The organism is Devosia lucknowensis (assembly GCF_900177655.1).
GTDB classification, from domain to species: Bacteria; Pseudomonadota; Alphaproteobacteria; order Rhizobiales; family Devosiaceae; genus Devosia; species Devosia lucknowensis.
Genome location: NZ_FXWK01000002.1, coordinates 479,570 through 497,530, shown reverse-complemented (window position 1 = coordinate 497,530; position 17,961 = coordinate 479,570). Strand labels below are relative to the sequence as shown.

General features: G+C 63.1%; 15 protein-coding genes. 10 read left to right on the top strand and 5 right to left on the bottom strand.

Going from position 1 to position 17,961, the window contains the following annotated elements; all coding sequences use genetic code 11:
* Positions 1-54 precede the first annotated feature (54 nt).
* Genes CCK88_RS14760 through CCK88_RS14750 form a run of 3 tightly spaced genes read right to left on the bottom strand, consistent with a single transcriptional unit; the run spans position 55 to position 3,927 of the window.
* Complete coding sequence (locus tag CCK88_RS14760) at positions 55-1,632, bottom strand: FAD-binding oxidoreductase (protein WP_086471346.1); 1,578 nt, start codon at positions 1,630-1,632, stop codon at positions 55-57.
* A 9-nt stretch (positions 1,633-1,641) separates the two neighbouring features.
* Positions 1,642-3,030 carry a dihydroorotase gene (locus CCK88_RS14755; RefSeq protein WP_086471345.1) on the bottom strand — a complete coding sequence of 463 codons (1,389 nt, stop codon included), beginning with the start codon at positions 3,028-3,030 and terminating at the stop codon, positions 1,642-1,644.
* A 33-nt stretch (positions 3,031-3,063) separates the two neighbouring features.
* Complete coding sequence (locus tag CCK88_RS14750; protein ID WP_086471344.1) at positions 3,064-3,927, bottom strand: isocitrate lyase/PEP mutase family protein; 864 nt, start codon at positions 3,925-3,927, stop codon at positions 3,064-3,066.
* 140 nt (positions 3,928-4,067) lie between these two features.
* Between CCK88_RS14750 and CCK88_RS14745 the strand changes: the two genes are divergently transcribed.
* The 6 genes from CCK88_RS14745 to CCK88_RS14720 all read left to right on the top strand — a co-directional run bounded on the left by CCK88_RS14745 (position 4,068) and on the right by CCK88_RS14720 (position 10,315).
* Positions 4,068-5,711, top strand: coding sequence for an alpha/beta fold hydrolase (locus CCK88_RS14745; RefSeq protein WP_170926507.1), 1,644 nt, complete (start codon positions 4,068-4,070; stop codon positions 5,709-5,711).
* 24 nt (positions 5,712-5,735) lie between these two features.
* Positions 5,736-7,112 (top strand): phenylacetate--CoA ligase family protein, encoded by a 1,377-nt coding sequence (locus CCK88_RS14740; RefSeq protein WP_086471342.1) that lies wholly within the window; start codon positions 5,736-5,738, stop codon positions 7,110-7,112.
* Complete coding sequence (locus CCK88_RS14735; RefSeq protein ID WP_086471341.1) at positions 7,109-7,831, top strand: enoyl-CoA hydratase-related protein; 723 nt, start codon at positions 7,109-7,111, stop codon at positions 7,829-7,831. Before CCK88_RS14740 ends, CCK88_RS14735 begins: the two co-directional genes overlap by 4 nt.
* A 45-nt stretch (positions 7,832-7,876) precedes the next feature.
* Complete coding sequence (locus tag CCK88_RS14730) at positions 7,877-8,779, top strand: amidohydrolase family protein (protein ID WP_086471340.1); 903 nt, start codon at positions 7,877-7,879, stop codon at positions 8,777-8,779.
* Between the two features lie 98 nt (positions 8,780-8,877).
* Positions 8,878-9,543 (top strand): GntR family transcriptional regulator, encoded by a 666-nt coding sequence (locus CCK88_RS14725; RefSeq protein WP_086471339.1) that lies wholly within the window; start codon positions 8,878-8,880, stop codon positions 9,541-9,543.
* Between the two features lie 79 nt (positions 9,544-9,622).
* Entirely contained in the window at positions 9,623-10,315 is a 693-nt protein-coding gene (locus CCK88_RS14720) for an isochorismatase family protein (protein ID WP_086471338.1), read from the top strand.
* A gap of 72 nt (positions 10,316-10,387) precedes the next feature.
* Here the strand turns inward: CCK88_RS14720 and CCK88_RS14715 are convergent, their stop codons facing one another.
* Together CCK88_RS14715 and CCK88_RS14710 are read right to left on the bottom strand one after the other, a co-directional pair.
* Entirely contained in the window at positions 10,388-11,881 is a 1,494-nt protein-coding gene (locus CCK88_RS14715; RefSeq protein WP_086471337.1) for an aldehyde dehydrogenase family protein, read from the bottom strand.
* Positions 11,882-11,884: 3 nt separating this feature from the next.
* Positions 11,885-12,976: a Zn-dependent alcohol dehydrogenase gene (locus CCK88_RS14710; protein ID WP_086471336.1), complete on the bottom strand. Its 1,092-nt coding sequence runs from the start codon at positions 12,974-12,976 to the stop codon at positions 11,885-11,887.
* A gap of 219 nt (positions 12,977-13,195) precedes the next feature.
* Here CCK88_RS14710 and CCK88_RS14705 point away from each other — a divergent pair, with 219 nt between their 5' ends.
* Genes CCK88_RS14705 through CCK88_RS14690 form a run of 4 tightly spaced genes read left to right on the top strand, consistent with a single transcriptional unit; the run spans position 13,196 to position 17,938 of the window.
* Positions 13,196-14,113 (top strand): ABC transporter permease, encoded by a 918-nt coding sequence (locus CCK88_RS14705; protein ID WP_086471335.1) that lies wholly within the window; start codon positions 13,196-13,198, stop codon positions 14,111-14,113.
* Positions 14,110-14,943 (top strand): ABC transporter permease, encoded by an 834-nt coding sequence (locus tag CCK88_RS14700; RefSeq protein ID WP_086471334.1) that lies wholly within the window; start codon positions 14,110-14,112, stop codon positions 14,941-14,943. The genes CCK88_RS14705 and CCK88_RS14700 overlap by 4 nt, the downstream gene beginning before the upstream one ends.
* Positions 14,940-16,976 (top strand): ABC transporter ATP-binding protein, encoded by a 2,037-nt coding sequence (locus CCK88_RS14695; RefSeq protein WP_086471333.1) that lies wholly within the window; start codon positions 14,940-14,942, stop codon positions 16,974-16,976. Before CCK88_RS14700 ends, CCK88_RS14695 begins: the two co-directional genes overlap by 4 nt.
* 2 nt (positions 16,977-16,978) lie before the next feature.
* Positions 16,979-17,938 (top strand): MBL fold metallo-hydrolase, encoded by a 960-nt coding sequence (locus CCK88_RS14690; RefSeq protein ID WP_086471332.1) that lies wholly within the window; start codon positions 16,979-16,981, stop codon positions 17,936-17,938.
* The last annotated feature ends 23 nt before the right edge of the window (positions 17,939-17,961 follow it).

The following is a 17,961-nucleotide window of genomic DNA, read 5'->3' as shown; positions in this document are numbered from 1 at the left end:
AAATGGAAAAGGCCCGGCAGAACTGCCGGGCCTTTTTTGAGAATCGCTGTGGGGCTAGTCGAGCGTGAACAGATTGCCCGGGCTCATGATGTCCGAAGGGTCGAACTGGTGCTTGAGCTGATCGAGGAGGGCGCGGACCGGCGCCTGGCGCGTCTGCATAAAGGGATACTTTCGGCCGACCTGCATGTGGACGCCGCCCAGTTCCCGCCATTCGGCGAGGATGTCGCGCGTCAGTTCCCTGAGCTTTTCGCGCGAGGCAGGATTGTCCGGCCGGCGCTTCAAGGCGGCGCGCTGCGCCTCGCTCATGAAGTCGAGATGGATGGGCAGTGGCGCATCCGACCAGCGGATCAGTGTCTCGACGCCTACGCCCGAGGGGCCATGAGTGGAAAGCAGGTAGCCATGCGATATGCCGGCCGCCTTGAGAGCCACGGCATCGCGCTGGAAGACGGCTTCGGTGCGGGTGAAGCACTCCGCCCCACGCGAATTGGGCACGACCGTGTGCAGCCAGGCCATGCGCTTACCTGACGGGGTCAGAAGTCCGGACATGGGCGGGAACGGCATGGCGCGCATGACGCGCGGGATGGACGCCGGAATTTCGCGTCCGCCGAAGTTTCGCGCAATGGCCCGCACGCGTTGCGCCTTGCGATCGGCCTCGCGCTGGTCGCCACCCTCGATGATGGTGTTCATCAGGTAGCCGACCTTTTTGGCGAAGCGCCGGCCGTGCAGGGCAATCAGGGTTGCGTCGCGCAGGCCGGAGCGGAGGCTCGACGCGCCTTTGATGATCTGCCCGACGGTCTTGAGATCGGCCAGAAGGCCATCGCTCTGCATGCGAGACTGCGCCGAGAACGGGTCCATGCCGAGGCATTCCGACGCCAGCAGTTCCGCGCCGATCTGGCCCATGGCGCGCATCTGCGCAGCCGGGTCGTCGAACGAGAACGACACGAAAGCTTCGCCTTTCGCCGTCGGGATCAACTGCAGGGTGATCTGCGTCTTGATGCCGAAGGCTCCGCAATCGCCGAGAAATATGCCCGTGAGGTCGGGGCCATAATTGCGGAAGAACGGGGTGGTGTTTTCCCCGCCTGCCGATCCGGTTTCGATGACTTCGCCGGTGCCGGTGACCACCCTAAGGCCGAGCACCGATTCCGCGGAACTGCCCCGCGATGCCGAGCCGAAGAATTTGGCGCCCTGGGAAACCGAACCACCCACCGTGGCATGAAGGCCCGAAAAGGTGCCCCAGAACGGCGTCATCAGGCCCAGCGGACGCAGCGCATCTCGAAGCTGCGCCCAGGTGACACCCGCCTCGACTGTGACATAGCGGTCTTCGGCATTGATCTCGATGACCTTGTCGAGCGCCGAAAGATCGACCAGCGCGCAGTTGGGACGCACCGGCAAGTAGCCCGCGCTATAGGACAAGCCGCCCCCGCGCGCATAAAGCCCAAGCCCCAGAACTGCGGCTTCGCGGACCATGTTCACGATGTCGCCTTCGCTCTCCGGATGGAGCACGGCCACGGGAGCGTGCGGCGCCTGGTAGAAGACGTCGGTGGAATAAAGGTCGAGGTCACGCGTCTCTATGCGCAGCCCCGGCAGCCGCTCGGCGAGCTGGGACGCCGGATCGGCGATGTCACTAGCCAAGCTGGCCTCCTAGGATTGCAGGTTGCGACGAAGGTAACGGCCGTGGCCGGCAGTGTCCGCAATCATGGCGCCGTCGCGATAGACTTCGACGCCCCGAACCAGCGTATTGGTGACGCGGCCTTTGAAGGGCATGCCCTCGTAGATGCTGTAGCCTGCATCGCTGAGGATATCGGACGTCTCGAGACGGTATTCAGCATCGAGGTCGACAAGCACGATATCCGCATCGAAGCCGGGTGCGAGCGCGCCCTTCCGGCCCCAAAGGCCCATTGCCCTGGCCGGATTTTCGCACAACAGCGCAACCACGCGTTCGAGACTGATACCACGGCGGTGATGCCCCTCGGTCAACATGACCGGCAACAGCGTTTCGAGGCCCGGGCATCCAGGAGAGGCCTTCCAGATGCCACCCTCCTTGCCGGCGATGGTGCGGTGCACATGGTCGGAAGCGACCGTGTCGATAGCGCCCGAAGCGATCCCCGCCCACAGCGCTTCACGATCGCTCGGTTCGCGGAGCGGCGGATTGATCTTGCCGACCGTGCCACGCTCCCAGGTCACATCGTGCGTCAGATAGTGCGGGCAGGTTTCGATGGTGATCGACACGCCATGCTGGCGAGCCGCAATGGCGGCGTCGAGCGCTTCGCCCGATGACGTATGGACCACGTAGATCGGTGCGCCCGCTGCCTGGCAAAGACGTGCCGCGCGCTGAATGGCATCGGCCTCCACGAAGGGCGGGCGCGATTCATTCCAGGACGTCAGGCCGTTGAGCCCTTCCGGATCCTTGGCCATGACCTGCTGGCGCAAGAAGTGCACGACCTCGATGTTTTCCGGATGCGGACAGAGCACGGCGCCATTTTCGGCGCAGGCCTGCGCCAGCCGGAACAGGAATGCATCGTCGATATCCGGCAGGCCGAGGCGTTTGCCCTCGCCGCCGCGATTGTTCATGAAGATCTTGAAGCTCGGAATGCCGTAATCCGCAATGTAGCGGGGCACCTGGGCCAACTGCTCTTCGGTCGAAATGATCAGGTGATAGCCGAAGTCGATGTGGCTGCCCGCTTCCGTCACCGAACGGATCTCGTCGAAGATCGTCGAATGTTCCTGCGCCGAAAGGATGAACGGCACGATGGTCGTCACGCCGCCGCTGGCGGCGGCCGAGGTCTCGCTGCGGGCGTCCGATGCCGCGCGCGGATAGGAGATATCAGCGCCGTGGCCCAGATGCACATGCACGTCGAGCGCGCCCGGCATGACGAACTTTCCGGACGCATCGATGTGCGCTGCGGCCTCCACAGCCGTGCCCGGCTCGAGGATCGCGGCGATCCGGCCGTCGCTCACGGCTATGTCAAGGAGGGCAGGTTCCTGGCCGGGAAGGGCGACGAGTCCGCTGTGAATGACGAGATCGAACATGGGATATCCTCGGGCTGGGGCCTCGTTGGGCAATCAGGTGTAACGCTTCTCCATCGCGTCGAAGTCGTCCTTGCGCACCGCGCTCTGGCGCATTTCGAAACTCGCCAGCGCATCCTTGACGCCTTCTAGCGAGCCGGTGCGATGCAGTTCGCCCAGGACGTGGTGCACCGATTTCAGGGCCGCCTGCAGCGCCGCATTGGCGAAAAGGCCAGCGCCATAACCCATTTCCTTGAGATCGGCGTGCTCCACCGGCGGGGTCTTGCCACCAAAGACATAGTTGAAGATCTGTGGGACCGGCAACTCGCGCGCCACCCGGGCGATGTCCTCGAGATTGATCGGCGCCTCCACAAAGGTCACGTCGGCCCCGGCCTCGATAAAGCGGTGCGCCCGTTCGAGGGCGTCCTCGATACCGTTGACGGCGATGGCGTCGGTGCGCGCGATGATCTGAAAATCGCCGTCGCGCCGGGAGTCCACTGCCGCCTTGATCTTCTGGACCATTTCGTCGGTGGGGATGACGGCCTTGCCGTTGAAATGTCCGCATTTCTTTGGAAAGTCCTGATCCTCGATCTGGATCCCGGCTGCGCCGGCACGTTCATAGGTCCGGACCGTGCGGTAGGTATTGACCGGATTGCCGAAGCCGGTGTCGCCGTCGACCAGCAGGGGAATGTCCACCGTTTCAGCAATGACCGCGATATGCTGAGCCATCTCGCTCATGGTGATCAGGCCCACGTCGGGGGAGCCCAGATACATGTTTGTGACGCCTGCGCCGGTGACATAGGCGCATTCGTAACCCAGTTCCTGAATGACATTGGCAAAGAGAGCGTTCGGAGCACCAGGCATGATCACCGCCTCGCGGCGGGCCAGAATGGTCTTGAGCCGTGCGGCTTGTGTAGTCACGCTTTATCTCCTTGCAACGGCGGCCGATCCCACTCAGCGGGCCGAACTAGCTACTAGACACAATCTCCGCTGTATGATGTAAACTGTCAACAGTTGATAGGGCCGTCCAGGCGCTACTACACGCTAAAAGGATGATGCTGATGAGCGCGTCGGCGACCACCGCTGACATCGCCGGCCCTCCGCTCCACAAAGGTTTCGTCACCGTTGAGGGCAACCGGGTGCACTATATCAGGCAAGGTTCAGGCCCTGCCCTTGTGTTGTTGCATGCCAGTCCCTGTTCGGCCAAGGTCATGGGCGAGCTGCAGGCGGTGTGGGGGCACGAGTTCACCACCTTTGCCTTCGACCTTCCTGGCTTTGGCCTTTCCCAGGCGCCCGTCGAGGGCGAGATCACCATCGAGCGTCTCGCCGATCTGATCGCAGGCGCCATGCGCGCAATCGATATTCGCCAGGCCGGCCTCTACGGTCGCCATACCGGCGCCAGCGTGGCGCTCGAACTGGCGCTGCGTCACCCCGACCTTGCCGCGATGATCCTGACCGACGGACTGCCGATTTTCTCAGCGCCCTATACGGAGGAGCGGCTCGCACAGTACCTGCCGGCCATCACGCCGGAATGGCATGGCGGGCACCTGACCTGGACTTTTTTCCGCTACCGCGAACAGCACATGTTCTGGCCTTGGGACGCGGGCGATATCGCGCATCGGGCCGATGCGGATCTGCCGGACATCGATTTTCTGCATCGCGGCACAGTCGAACTCCTCGAGGCAGCCGAAACGTATGCCCGCACCTATCGCGCGGCCTTTGTGCATCGGGCCCTGCCGCGTATTGCCGACGTGATCGTCCCTGCATTCTGGGGCAATCGACCGGGTGACAGCCAGTACAAGACCATCCCGCTCTATCCTGAGGGTGCGCCCGTTCGGACCATGTCGCGCGATTCGTCCGCGGCCATGCTGGAGGAGCTCGATCTTCTTCGGCTGCATAGGGCCGTCGATGGCGTGCCCGCCCACCGATCCGCTTTTGCGGCACCGAACCTGGCCGGCGAGGTGTACGACTACATCGATACCCGTCACGGCCCGGTGCGAGCACTGGGGTTGAACCTGCACCACTCCAACACGCCCCTGCTGTTCCTGCACGACCTCCCCGGTAGCCTCGATCTGCATCTCGGGGCGATCGAGACGCTGGCCATGGACCATCCGGTGCTGGCATTCGATCTGGCAGGAAACGCCGAGTCGCCCTCGGCGGCGCCGGGCCTCGATCTTTGGTGTGACCAGATCGTCGATGTGCTCGACACACTCGGTTGGACGCAGGTGGAAATCCACGCCGAGGGTACAGCCGCCGCCCTCGCCCTCCATTTTGCGCGACACCATCCGGCAAGGATGTCCGGCATGGTTCTGAATTCGCCCCCGCTCCTGACATCTGAAGAGCGCGCGGCGTTTATGCGCCATATCCCCGATATCGTGCCCTCCGAGGACGGTGGCTACCTGTTGCGCCTCTGGCATCACCAGCGTGATCAGCAGCTCTGGTTCCCCTGGTTCGACCACAGCCACACTGCGCGCCGGACAAGCACCCCGAACATCGATCCGGCGCATCTCACGCGCCGCGCCATCGCGCTGCTCAAGCAGCCGCGCAACTATGGCCCAATATGGCGCACGGTTCTGGCATGCGATCTGCTTTCCGAGCTGGCTTCGGCCGCCGTCCCGGTGACGGTTACCAGCGATCCCGACGATATTTTCGCTCCCACTGTCCGGCGCCAGGAGACCGGTCAGCTCGGGGCGGCAAAACACTGATTTTAGTTCTGACTGGAGAATGCAATGTCGACCGCCCCGACCTATACCCTGCCTGATGTCCAGCGGCAGCCGCTCGAGGCGGTGCGGAGCCTGCAGAACGAGTTGCTGCGTCGCATGGTCGAGCTTTGCTACGACCACCACCCCTTCTATTCGCAGCTGATGCGTGATCGCGGCCTGACCCCAGCCAATATTCAGAACGTCGACGATCTCCAGAAAATTCCGCCCTCGTCCAAGGCGGATTTCCTCGCCGATCCCGAAGCCTTCCGGCTTCGTCCCGAGGGTCTCCCCCTGGCCGAAGGCACGCTCTGGAAGATTATCTATACGACCGGCACCACCACCGGGAAACCTGCGCCGATTTTCGTCACGTCGCACGACCATTTCGCCTATCAGGACCTGTTCCGCACGCGCCAGGATCTGATCGGCCTCCGCAACACCGATCTCATCGCCAATCTTTTTCCGCTGACGTCGTTCCCGATGGGTGCTTATTCCCGCGGGCCCGACGAAGCGGCAGCGGTGGGCGCTGCGATGCTGATCGCCAATACGGGTCGCGTCGACAGCTACTACCCGGTCAACCGCAGCGTCGATGATGCGGTAGCCTCGATCGCGCGCCACAAGGCGACGGTGCTCTGGGGTGTTGCTGGCTTCGTTCGCCGCGTGTTGCTGCGAGCGGCCGAACTTGGCGCCGATTTCACCGCTGTGCGCATGGTGATGACCACGGGCGAAGCTGCCTCGCCTGCCATGCGCGACGACCTGCGCCTCAGGATGCGCAATCTCAACTGCGCCGACACGACGATCGTCAACCGCTACGGCTCGACCGAGCAGGGTGGCACCATGATCGAGTGCTGTGACGGTTCGGGCTTTCACAGCTCCATGCCCGACCAGGTCTTTCACGAGGTGGTCGACGGGGAGTCCGGAGCCAGGCTTGCCGACGGCGAGACGGGCATGCTCGCCATCACCCATCTCAATCGCCGGGGTACCGTCTTCCTGCGCTACAAGGTCGGCGACATGGGCGCGCTCGACCACGCGACTTGTCCGCATTGCGGACGCACCTCGGTCCGCCTGTCGTCCAAGCCGGTGCGCACCGGCGACATTATCAAGATCAAGGGCGCCTTGGTGAACCTCGGCAATCTCAAGGCCGAACTCGACAAGATTTCCGATCTCGAAGAGTACCAGATCGTCGTCACCTCGGAATCGGCGACCGACCCCTTCTCGCCCGACGTGCTGCTGGTCCGCCTCGCACCCGTCGAAGGCAAGGGCGATGCCATCGGGCCCGAAATCGCGAGCCTTGTCACAACCCTTACCAATCTTCGGCCTGAAATCGAGATCGCCAAGCGCGACGAGATTTTTGATCCGGTGGCGATGGCAAAGCCCAAGCGTATCGTCGACCTGCGCCAGCGATGACCGGCAGTTCCGGCTTGGTGGTGACGCGCAAGGATGGCGTCGTCACCATCGTCCTCGATCACTCCGAACGCGCCAACGCGCTGGACCCAGCCGAATTTCATGCTCTGGGTGGCCTGCTGGCCGATCTTTACGGCGAGCCGAACCTCGTTGCGGTGGTTCTGACAGGGCGGGGCGATCGCTTCTTTTGTGCCGGGCTCAACCTGCGCAATGAGGCGGCAATCCAGGCCGACCTTACGTCCAACGGGCCGACCGGCCTCAGCGCCGCCCTGCGCGCCGCTGGCAGGCTGCCCGTGCCGTTGATCGGCCGGATCAACGGCGCCTGCGTGGCCGGTGGCATGGGTCTGCTGGGGGCATGCGACCACGTCATCGCAGTCGATAAGGCTCGCTTCGGTCTCCCCGAGGTAAGGCACGGCATTTATCCTCATGTCGCCCTTGCAGGCCTGCACGATCGAGGCGCGGCGACGGTGATCCGCCGACTCGCGGATACCGGCGCGCTAATCGATGCCGGTGCGGCGCTGGTCGCTTCGCTCGTTGACGAAATCGTCGCCCCGGAAAAACTGGACGACGCAGTAGCACAGATGGTTTCCCGTATCCGGAATGGCGAACCGCTCCGAAGCTACGCGCGTCGCCGCGCTGAGGGCGGTGCTGCACGCACGCAGCGTCTGGACGCCGCCGATGCTGCCGCCAGACTCGGTCAAATCAAAATAGTCAACAGTTGACAGTTAGGGTCGGGGTTTTCTAACGTCGGTCCATAGGAGGCGCCCATGCCAAGCACAGATTACCAGTTCGATCCCAGCGCCACCCGCGACGGCTATGGTGCCATCGACATTGTCGTCAATTATTACACGCCCCAGGTCATCGCCGAAAAGCGCGTGCCGACCGACGAAAACTTCCGCGACCAGGTGCGTATGGCCGGCGATCATCGTCTGGGCCTCACCCCCGAGCAATATCTCGAAAAGATGGACCGGGCCGGTATCGAGCGTTCGCTGCTGATCGCCGCCCGCTGTGGCGATCGTCGCATGAGCACTTCGACCGAGATCCCATATTCCTACATTCACGAAGCCTGCCAGAAATACCCGCATCGCTACTCGGGCGTCGCCGGCATCAATCCGCTGCTCGGAATCGCTGGCCTCAAGGAACTCGACCATGCCGTGAAGGATCTCGGCTTCGTCGCGGCGCACCTTTATCCGCACTGGTTTGGCCAGGCGCCCGACGCCGCGATCTACTATCCCTATTATGCCCGTTGTGCCGAACTCGGCATCCCGATCATGATGCAGGTTGGCCATTGCCTGGTGTATCGCGACGACAATCGGCTTGCGACAGTTGCAAAGCCGATGCTGCTCGACCGGATCGCCATCGATTTCCCCGAGCTGACCATTATCGGCATCCACCTTGGCTATCCCTGGACCGAGGAGATGATCTCGGTCGCGACCAAGCACAAGAATGTCTACATGGCCGGTGACGCCTATGCCCCCAAGCATTGGGGGCAGTCCGCGGTCCATTTCGCCAATACGTTCGGCCAGGACAAGTTCATGTTCGGGACCGACTGGTGGGTGATTGATCCGGAACGCGCCGTCAAGGAAGTCGATGACCTCGATTTCCGCGCCCATTCCAAGAAGAAGATCATGCGCGACAATGCATTGCGCGTATTCAACCTGCCGGGATAAGGAATTGGCACGCGACGGCTTGGTGCCTCGTCAAAAAATCGGTAAACAGTTGACGTAGGCGCATCAGTGGGCAGAGCGCTGGCCGATTGGGAGGATCGATGAGTACTATACAGCCAATCGTAGGCGCTTCGCTGAGTTCGGAAGCTCTCGACATGGTCGTCGCGGCCATCACGTCAGGCGAGTTCCTTCCCGGGGAGCGTCTGTCCGAGGCCGAGTTGGCCCGGCGGCTGGGGATCAGCCGCGGGCCTCTCCGCGAGGCCCTGGGTCGCCTTGAAGGCCGTCTGGTGACGCGGACGCCGCGCATCGGGGTTCGGGTCATCGAACTGTCCAAGCGCAACATCGAGGACCTGTTCTATACGCGTGAGGCCCTTGAAGGGATGAGCGCGCGTTTGGCATGCGAACGCATCTCGGCCCAGGAAGTGTCGCGCTTGCGTGAATTGCTGAACACTGACCGGACCCAGCCCGAACTGCAGGCCGGTGAAGCCTACGCACCCCGATCCACGGACGATGACTTTCACCTGTCGATCGTCAAGGCCGCGCATTGCGAGCAGATCGAGCGGCTGCTGATGGACCAGATCTACTATCAGCTACGTATCCATCGTCGGAAGTCCAGCACACTGCCGGGTCGGGCCCGCGCAGCTTTGGTGGAGCACGAAAGCATCATCGTCGCGCTCGAGGCGAGGGACCCGGACCAAGCCGAAAAGGCTATGCGCACGCATCTGCGCAATGCCCGACTGAGTGCTATGGCCGCCGTTGCTGACTAACTGAAAACTGTTGACAGTTTGGCTCGGAGGCTTTTGAATCCTGTTGCGGCATCGGTGCCGTGACAGGATGGAGTGAGCCGTGAGCAAGCAGATTTGGGACGGGATTATCCCACAGGAAGAAGTCCGGGCCTATGAAGCTGCCGGTTTTGGGGGCGCGTCCGGCATCGGAACCAAGCCCGCATTGCTGATCATCGACGTGCAATACCGCACTGTCGGAACCGAGCCCAAGCCGTTCTTCGAATCCATCAAGGAATTTCCCACCTCCTGCGGCGATGTCGGCTGGGATGCCGTCGCGCAGATCGAAAAGCTCGTCACGCAGTTCCGCGAGAAGGGCTGGCCGATCATCTATCCCTACGTCGCGCCGAAGGAAAATTTCGACACCGGCCGCCTCGCCGCCAAAGTGCCCGCGCTGATGGGCGTCGCCGCCAAGGGCTACGAATTCGTGCCGCCCGTGGCCCCCCAGCCTGGCGACGTCTTGCTGCCCAAGCGCCATCCCAGCGCATTCTTCGGGACCCCGCTTGTGAGTTATCTCGTCGAGCGTGGCATCGACACCCTGGTCGTCACCGGGTGCACCACCAGCGGCTGCGTGCGCGGCAGTGTCGTCGATGCGTTTGCGTATAATTACCGTGTTCTGGTGCCGCATGACGCTGTCTATGACCGCTCGCGCACCTCGCACCTGGTCAACCTCTTCGACATGAATGCCAAGTATGCCGACGTCGTCTCGACCGACGAGGCCGTGGACGTTCTGGGCAAGATCCCCGCCGCCCTCTAAGTCGAAGCCGGTAAAACGAAAGGCCCGGCGGATGCGCTCCGCCGGGCCTTTTTGGTGACTTGTGGAAACCGCTCAGAGCGGCGCAGCGACCGTCTTGGTTTCGAGATAGGCGTTGAACATGTCCTCGCCCTTTTCACGGCCCCAGCCCGACTGGCGGAAGCCGCCGAAGGGCAGGGCGCTGTCACCCACGAAGTGCCTGTTGATGCCGATGGTTCCCGCCCGAACGCGCGCCGCCATCTTGTGAGCCAGCGAGAAATCCTTGGTGAAGATGCTGGCCGCAAGGCCGTAGGCGCTGCTGTTGGCCTCGGCGGCAATGGAATCGAGATCGTCGTCGCTGAAGCGCAGGGCCGACAGGACCGGACCGAAGACCTCTTCGCGCACGATCGTGGAACTCGGGGTCAGGCTCGCGAGGATGGTGGGCTTGTAGAAATACCCACCACCGCCGATGGCTTCGGCACCAGTAACGACCGATGCGCCCTCGCGCACGGCATTTTCGGTCATGCCGGCGACACGGGCCAGATGGGCTTCCGAGATCAGCGGCCCCATCTGGGTTGCCGGGTCGAGACCATAGCCCACCTTGAGCGCATTGGCTGCTGCCGCAACGCCGTCCAACACCTGGTCGAAGGCTTTTTCGTGCACGTAGAGGCGCGAGCCGGCAGTACAGATCTGACCGGCGCCCGAGAAGATACCTGCGGCGATGGCGGGAATGGCGCTCGCCAGATCGGCGTCGGGGAAGACGATGACAGGGCTCTTCCCGCCCAGCTCCAGCGTCACGCGCTTGAGGTTGGACTGCGCCGCCGCCACCGCGATGGCCCGGCCGACCGAGGTCGAGCCGGTAAAGGCGATCTTGTCGACATCAGGGTGTGTGGAAAGGGTCGAGCCGACCTCTGCGCCCCCCAGGACGACATTGAAGACGCCTTCCGGTATCCCGGCCTCGATGGCGAGCTCGGCGAGGTAGATGGCGGTGAGGGGGGTTTGCTCGGCTGGCTTGAGAACGATCGTGCAGCCTGCGGCGAGCGCGGGGGCAAGCTTCCAGGCGGCCATCATCAGCGGGCCGTTCCAGGGCACGATCTGGGCGACGACGCCCACCGGGTCGCGCAGGGTAAAGGCATGCCATTCCCCTGGCGAGGAGACCGGGATAGTACGGCCCATCAGCTTTGTCGGCCAGCCGGCGGTATAGCGCAGCAGATCGACCGAGGTGCCGATATGGCCCAATTTGGCGGCATTGATCGGCAGGCCGCAATTGAGCGACTCGATCTCGGCGAGCACCTGCGTGTGCTCTTCGATCAGGTCGGCAAATTTCCAGATCACCCGCGAGCGCATGTTGGGCTTCATGCTGCGCCACGGACCTCTGTCGAAGGCGGCGCGCGCCGCGGCGACTGCCTTGTCGACATCTGCGGCTGTGCCCTGCGGGACGTCCATGAGCTTGGCGCCGCGACCGGGGTCGAAGACCGGGCTGGTGGCGCCCGTGGTTTCGGACAGGATCTGCCCGTTGACGAAGTGTCCCAGACGTCGCGCCAGAAAGGCGCGAGTCGCGGGCTGAAGGTCGGCAATCATGTCGTTCATCGATCAGGCCCCGGTGTGGAAGTCGATGATCTGACGCACGGGTGTGCCGCCATAAAGGTTCTTGAAGCCTTCGTTGACCTGCTCGAGCTCGATCCTATCGCTGATCAGGTGGTCAAGCTTCAGGCGGCCCTGACGGTAGAAGTTCATGAGGTTTGGAATGTCGACGCGAAACTGGTTCGAACCCATGGACGAGCCCTGGATCTTGCGGTCCTTGATGAAGAGCGAGCCTTCGAACTCCAGCGTGTTGCCCGGCTTGAACATGCCGAGCAGCGTTGCGGTGCCACCCATCCGGAGCATGCGGAATGCCTGGTCGGCAGTCTGCTTGAGGCCGAGGGCCTCGAACGAGTAGTGCACGCCGCCCTTGGTCAGTTCGATGATCTCGTCGACCGGATCGTGGTCTGTCGCGTTGAACACGTGGGTCGCGCCGAGCTGCTTGGCGAGCTCGAGCTTGCTGTCGAGACGGTCGATGGCGATGATCCGGCCCGCACCGGCCAGCACGGCGCCGGAAATGACCGAGAGGCCGACGCCGCCACAGCCGATCACCGCGACGGTCGAACCGGGAACGACCTTGGCGGCATGGATGACCGCACCGACCCCTGTGAGCACGCCGCAGCCGACAAGTGCCGCGCGATCGAGCGGCAGATCCTTGTCGATCTTCACCAGTGCATTTTCGTGGATCAGCATCTGCTCTGCGAATGCAGACAGGTTCGAAGATTGGTGGATCACCTGGCCGTTGAGCGACATGCGACGGGCAACACCGGCCGGCAGCTTGGGCGACGGAGATTCACAAAGGCTCGGATGGCCCGTGACGCATTGCGAGCAATGGCCGCAGAACACCGACAGGCATCCCACCACGTGGTCGCCCGGCTGCACATGGGTCACGTCTTCGCCAACGGCTTCGACGATGCCCGAGGCTTCGTGACCGGGAATGTAAGGCATGGGGTGGGGATAGGTGCCGTCTGCAAAATGCAGGTCCGAATGGCAGATGCCGGCATAAGCTGTGCGGACCAGAACCTCACGGCTCTTCGGCTTTTCGATCGTGACGTTCTCGATTGTCATCGGTTCGCCGGCTTTCCAGACTACAGCAGCTTTCATCGTACATCCCTTGCGTTCTGGAGCAGGCCACCCGGCAATGCAGGGCTGGCCGGTCTGCTCTTCTGGCTGCACGCTATCGGCGAACGATCTATTTGTCTACTGTTGACAGTTTGGTGTCACCCTTCTAGCTTTTGATCCTCGGATCTTTGCGCGACGCCAGGTCCGGCCTGCATTCGGCACTGGCCGACAGGTACACCTCAAGGTCTATCAGGAGGCGGAATGGCAGGCTTCATCATCAAGAGACTGTTACAGTCGATCCTGACGATCGTCGGGGTGATCACCGCGGCATTCTTCCTGACGCGCCTTGCGGGCGATCCGGCCATCCTGCTGCTGCCGCCCGAGGCGACGCCTGAGGATGCCGCGCGCCTGCGGGCCGCCCTTGGTCTCGATCAGCCGCTGTTCATCCAGTATCTCGTTTTCATGGGCAAGGCCTTCACCGGCGATTTCGGCATGTCGCTGCGCCAGGCCATCCCCGCCATGGATCTCGTGCTCGAGCGCGTCCCGGCGACGCTCGAACTGGCTCTTTCATCCTTTGTCGTTGGCATTGGTCTTGCCTTCGTCCTCGGCATTCTGATGCGCATGACCCGGCACGGCTGGATCCGCGATGTCATCACGTGGATCGCGCTCGGCCGCCAGGCGATCCCGATCTTCTCCTTCGGCCTCGTCCTGATCCTGATCTTTTCCATCCAGCTCAAATGGCTGCCCTCCTATGGGCGCGGCACGTTCAGCCACCTGATCCTGCCGGCGCTGACGCTGGGCACCTACGAGCTGGCGCTCTATCTGCGTCTGTTCAACGCCTCGCTCGCTGCCGAACAGCGCAACGACTACGTGCGGACCGCCTTCGCCAAAGGTCAGGGACGCATCCAGGTGCTGCTCAAGCACATGCTGCCCAATGCGCTGCTGCCGCTCGTCACGGTGGCCGGCATCAATCTTGGCATGCTGCTGGGCGGCACCGTGGTCACGGAGACGGTGTTCAGCTGGCCCGGCGTCGGCCGATTGATCGTTCAGTCCGTCAGCCAGCGCGATTTCCCGGTCATCATCGCCGGCGTTTTCCTGATCTCCCTCGTCTTCGTGGTCATCAACCTGATCGTGGACATTCTCTATGGCTTCCTCGATCCCCGCGTGAGGCTCGCATGATGGGCAAGATTTCCATTTCCCAGGGCGTTGCCATCGGTCTTCTGGCCATCGTTGCCGTTCTGGTCATCATCATCCCGTTGCTCCCGGGATATGATCCCTATAGCCAGAATCTGGGCGGTGCATTGCTCCCCGTGGGTGGCTCCTCGTTCGATGGCCGTTTCTATCTTCTGGGCACCGATACGCTGGGGCGCGACATGCTCTCGCGCCTCGCGCTGGCTGGCCAGGTCTCCGCTCTCATCGGCCTTGGCGCCGTCGCGGTGAGCCTTCTGGTAGGCGTCACGCTCGGGCTCATCGCCGGTTATTTCCGCGGGCCCGTCGAAGTCTTCATCATGGGTCTGGCCGACCTGCAGCTCTCGATCCCGCGCGTGCTGCTGCTCATCGCCGTCACCGCGATCATCGGGCCCAGCGTGGTCAACCTGGCCATCATTCTCGGTCTCTCGAGCTGGGTTGCTTATGGTCGCGTTGCCCGTGGCATGGCGCTGAGCCTCCGCGAGCGCGAATTTATCCTTTCCGCCCGCACCCAGGGGGCTTCGGCCACCTGGAACATCCGTCATCACCTGCTGCCCAACGTGCTGCCGCAGATGCTGATCGTCGGCTCCTATGAATTCGGCATGATTATCGTGCTAGAAGCATCGCTGAGCTATCTGGGCCTCGGTGTCCAGCCGCCACTTCCAAGCTGGGGCATGATGGTTTCCGAGGGGCAGAATTACCTCGCCCTCGCCCCGCAACTGGCCATCCTTCCCAGTATCGCCCTCTTCGTTCTGGTGGCCGGTTTCCAGTTCCTGTCTCAGACCCTCACCAAGGAAAACGATCTGGAGATGGTCGCATGATCCCGCAAACCGCTCCTGTCGCCGCCCCTGCCAATGCGGTGCTCAGCGTCCGCAACCTGTCGATCGATGCCAAGGGCGCCGATGGCAAACCCATCCACCTGGTTCAGGACGTGTCCTTCGATGTTTATGAGCACGAAGTGCTCGGCCTCGTCGGCGAATCCGGCTCGGGCAAGAGCCTCACCATGCTCGCCGTTCTGGGACTGCTGGGGTCCGGGCTCTCCATTGCATCAGGCAGCATTGTCTTGCGCGGCAAAGAGCTCACGTCGATGTCCTTTGCCGACCTGCAGAAGGTGCGTGGCAAGGCGGTCTCCATCATCTTCCAGGACCCGCTGACGACGCTCAACCCGGTCCTGCGCATCGGCGAGCAAATTGCGGAGGCCATCCGGCTTCACAATCCGGACAAGAGCAAACCGGAAGTCAAGGCGCGCGTCATCGAACTGTTGACGCTCGTGGGCATCCCCAACCCTGAACGCCGCTTCAGCCAGTTTCCCAACGAGTTTTCCGGCGGCATGCGGCAGCGCGTCGTCATTGCCATGGCCATGGCCAACGAACCCGACCTGCTGATCGCCGACGAGCCGACAACGGCGCTCGACGTAACTATCCAGGCCCAGGTCATGGAGGTCCTCGCCGAAGTGCGCGCCCGCACCGGCGCAGCCATGGTGCTGATCACCCACGATCTCGGCCTCGTCTCCGAATATGCCGACCGGCTGGCGGTGATGTATTCGGGCCGCATTGTCGAGCAGGCTCCGGGTGAGCAGCTTTTCAGCGATCCCAAGCACCCCTATACCGCTGGCCTCATCGCGAGCCTGCCGCAGATCGACCACAAGGTCGCCTCGCTTTATTCGATCCCCGGCTTCGTCCCCGATCCGCGCAAGCGTCCATCCGGTTGCCCGTTTCATCCACGGTGCGCCATCGGTCGCGACCGCCCGGAATGTTCGGCAACCGATCCCGCCCTGGAGGCGATCGCGCCACAGCGCGACGTCGCCTGTCACTTCTACGGGGAAACACCCTCGTGGCTGGCGCAGCAGCGTCAGATCAGCGCCATCCCGGCCGAGTCGCCCGAAGCTGCCAATGATGACGGCGATGTCGTTCTCAAGGTGTCGCACCTGCAGAAGGTGTTCGACATCGGTGGCGCAGCCTTCCGCCGGTATAAGCTCCATGCCCTGCGCGACATTTCCTTCGATTTGCGATCCGGCAAGACACTCGGCATCGTCGGTGAATCGGGCTGTGGCAAATCCACCCTGGCCCGTGTGCTGTTGCGACTGGCCGATGCCAGCGGTGGCGATGTCTTCCTCAATGGCAGTCCCTTGTTCAAGCTGCGGGGCAACGCCTTGCGGCAGCGCCGCCGCGACCTTCAGGTCGTGTTCCAGGATCCCTACTCATCGCTCGATCCGCGGATGAAGATCCACGACGTCATCGCCGAGCCCCTGCGCATCGCCGGCGCCTATTCGCCCGATCGGGTGAACCAGCTGCTCGAACATGTCGGCCTGCCGCCCGAGGCGGGGCAGCGGCGCTCCCCCGAATTCTCCGGTGGCCAGCGCCAGCGCATCGCCATTGCGCGCTCCCTGGCTCTCAACCCGGATGTGCTGATCCTCGATGAGGCCGTATCCGCTCTGGACGTGTCCATTCAGGCGCAGGTCATCAACCTGCTCATGAAGCTGCAGAAGGATCTCGGACTGACCTACGTCTTCATCTCGCACGACCTGTCTGTCGTTCGGCACATTTCCGATGAAGTCATGGTCATGTATCTGGGCCGGGTCATCGAGCAGGGTGCCACCGAGGACGTGTTCGATCGGCCGGCCCACCCCTATACAAGGGCGCTTCTGGCCGCCATTCCGCAGATCGGTGGCCGCTCGGACAGCGAAGGCCTGATCGCCAAGGGGGATCTCCCCAATCCGATGAGCCCCCCATCGGGATGCACGTTCCGTACCCGCTGTCCCATGGCCCAGCCGATCTGTGCCGAACAGGAGCCACCACTGGTGTCACATGGCCGGCCCGGACATGAATCGGCCTGCCATTTCGCCCAGGCCTGACGGTGACCGATCCTCGGCTTGAACACTGGGCCGAGGATATCGTCTGCCTGCGCCTGCCGATGCCGGCCTTTGGAGGGGTGACCGCCTTTCTGCTTGGAGAGCCGGGTCGACAGGCAATCCTGGATACCGGGGCACCGGGCGCTGAAACCGCCGCAATCTGGCTATCGCTGCTCGATGGCAGGTCGAATGCTGTAGAAAGCATTGTCTGCAGCCATGCCCATATCGATCACGTCGGTCAGGCCGGCATGCTCGTCCGGCATACTGGTGCGCCGCTATTGATGTCGAGGGTCGAGCACGAGGACATCGCGCGCCTGTCAACCATGGACCGGCAACAGCGCCAGGCCAGCGCCACGACGTTCTACGACCAGTGCGCAATCCCGGTCGACAAGCGAGCCCCGCCTATCGATTACTCCTCATTGGCCCCATTTCCCCGACCGGCAGCCCATCTGCACGATGGTGAGACCGTGGAGCTGGGGGGCATCGCCTTCGAGGTGTGGATCGGGGGTGGGCATTCGCGCGCACCCGTGTGCCTTTTGTCGCGCGAGCGCAAGGTGTTCCTCGCGGCGGACCAATTGCTCATGGGGTCGGGCCCGCAGGTGCCCGTCCAGGCCGAACGGCCAGACGATGACATGCTGGGCGACTATTTCCGCTTTCTCGATCGCCTCGATACCCTCCCCGATGACCTTGTCGTCTTCCCAGGGCATGGCGATCCGGTCCGGGAATTCAAGCGGCAGGTCGCGGCGATCCGCGAAGCTCACCGGCAGCGCCTGACACGTTTGCTCGAGGGCATGCAAGGGGAGATGACCTGCGCGGACATGGCGCCGCTGCTCTTTGCCAACCCTTCCCCACGGCTCATCTCCCGCATGCCTTACCTGCTGCGTCCGATGGCGAACTATCTCGTTGCCGAGGGTCAGCTGCAGGCCCGCCTCGATGGTGCGGTGCTCAAGTATCGAACGCTATGAAGGAACGTCCAAGATCTTGAAAG

Coding starts and splice junctions, on each gene's coding strand:
- CCK88_RS14755 (WP_086471345.1), bottom strand. CDS start 3,030: ATGTTCGATCTCGTCATTCACAGCGGACTCGTCGCCCTTCCCGGCCAG.
- CCK88_RS14745 (WP_170926507.1), top strand. CDS start 4,068: ATGAGCGCGTCGGCGACCACCGCTGACATCGCCGGCCCTCCGCTCCAC.
- CCK88_RS14740 (WP_086471342.1), top strand. CDS start 5,736: ATGTCGACCGCCCCGACCTATACCCTGCCTGATGTCCAGCGGCAGCCG.
- CCK88_RS14735 (WP_086471341.1), top strand. CDS start 7,109: ATGACCGGCAGTTCCGGCTTGGTGGTGACGCGCAAGGATGGCGTCGTC.
- CCK88_RS14730 (WP_086471340.1), top strand. CDS start 7,877: ATGCCAAGCACAGATTACCAGTTCGATCCCAGCGCCACCCGCGACGGC.
- CCK88_RS14725 (WP_086471339.1), top strand. CDS start 8,878: ATGAGTACTATACAGCCAATCGTAGGCGCTTCGCTGAGTTCGGAAGCT.
- CCK88_RS14715 (WP_086471337.1), bottom strand. CDS start 11,881: ATGAACGACATGATTGCCGACCTTCAGCCCGCGACTCGCGCCTTTCTG.
- CCK88_RS14710 (WP_086471336.1), bottom strand. CDS start 12,976: ATGAAAGCTGCTGTAGTCTGGAAAGCCGGCGAACCGATGACAATCGAG.
- CCK88_RS14705 (WP_086471335.1), top strand. CDS start 13,196: ATGGCAGGCTTCATCATCAAGAGACTGTTACAGTCGATCCTGACGATC.
- CCK88_RS14700 (WP_086471334.1), top strand. CDS start 14,110: ATGATGGGCAAGATTTCCATTTCCCAGGGCGTTGCCATCGGTCTTCTG.
- CCK88_RS14695 (WP_086471333.1), top strand. CDS start 14,940: ATGATCCCGCAAACCGCTCCTGTCGCCGCCCCTGCCAATGCGGTGCTC.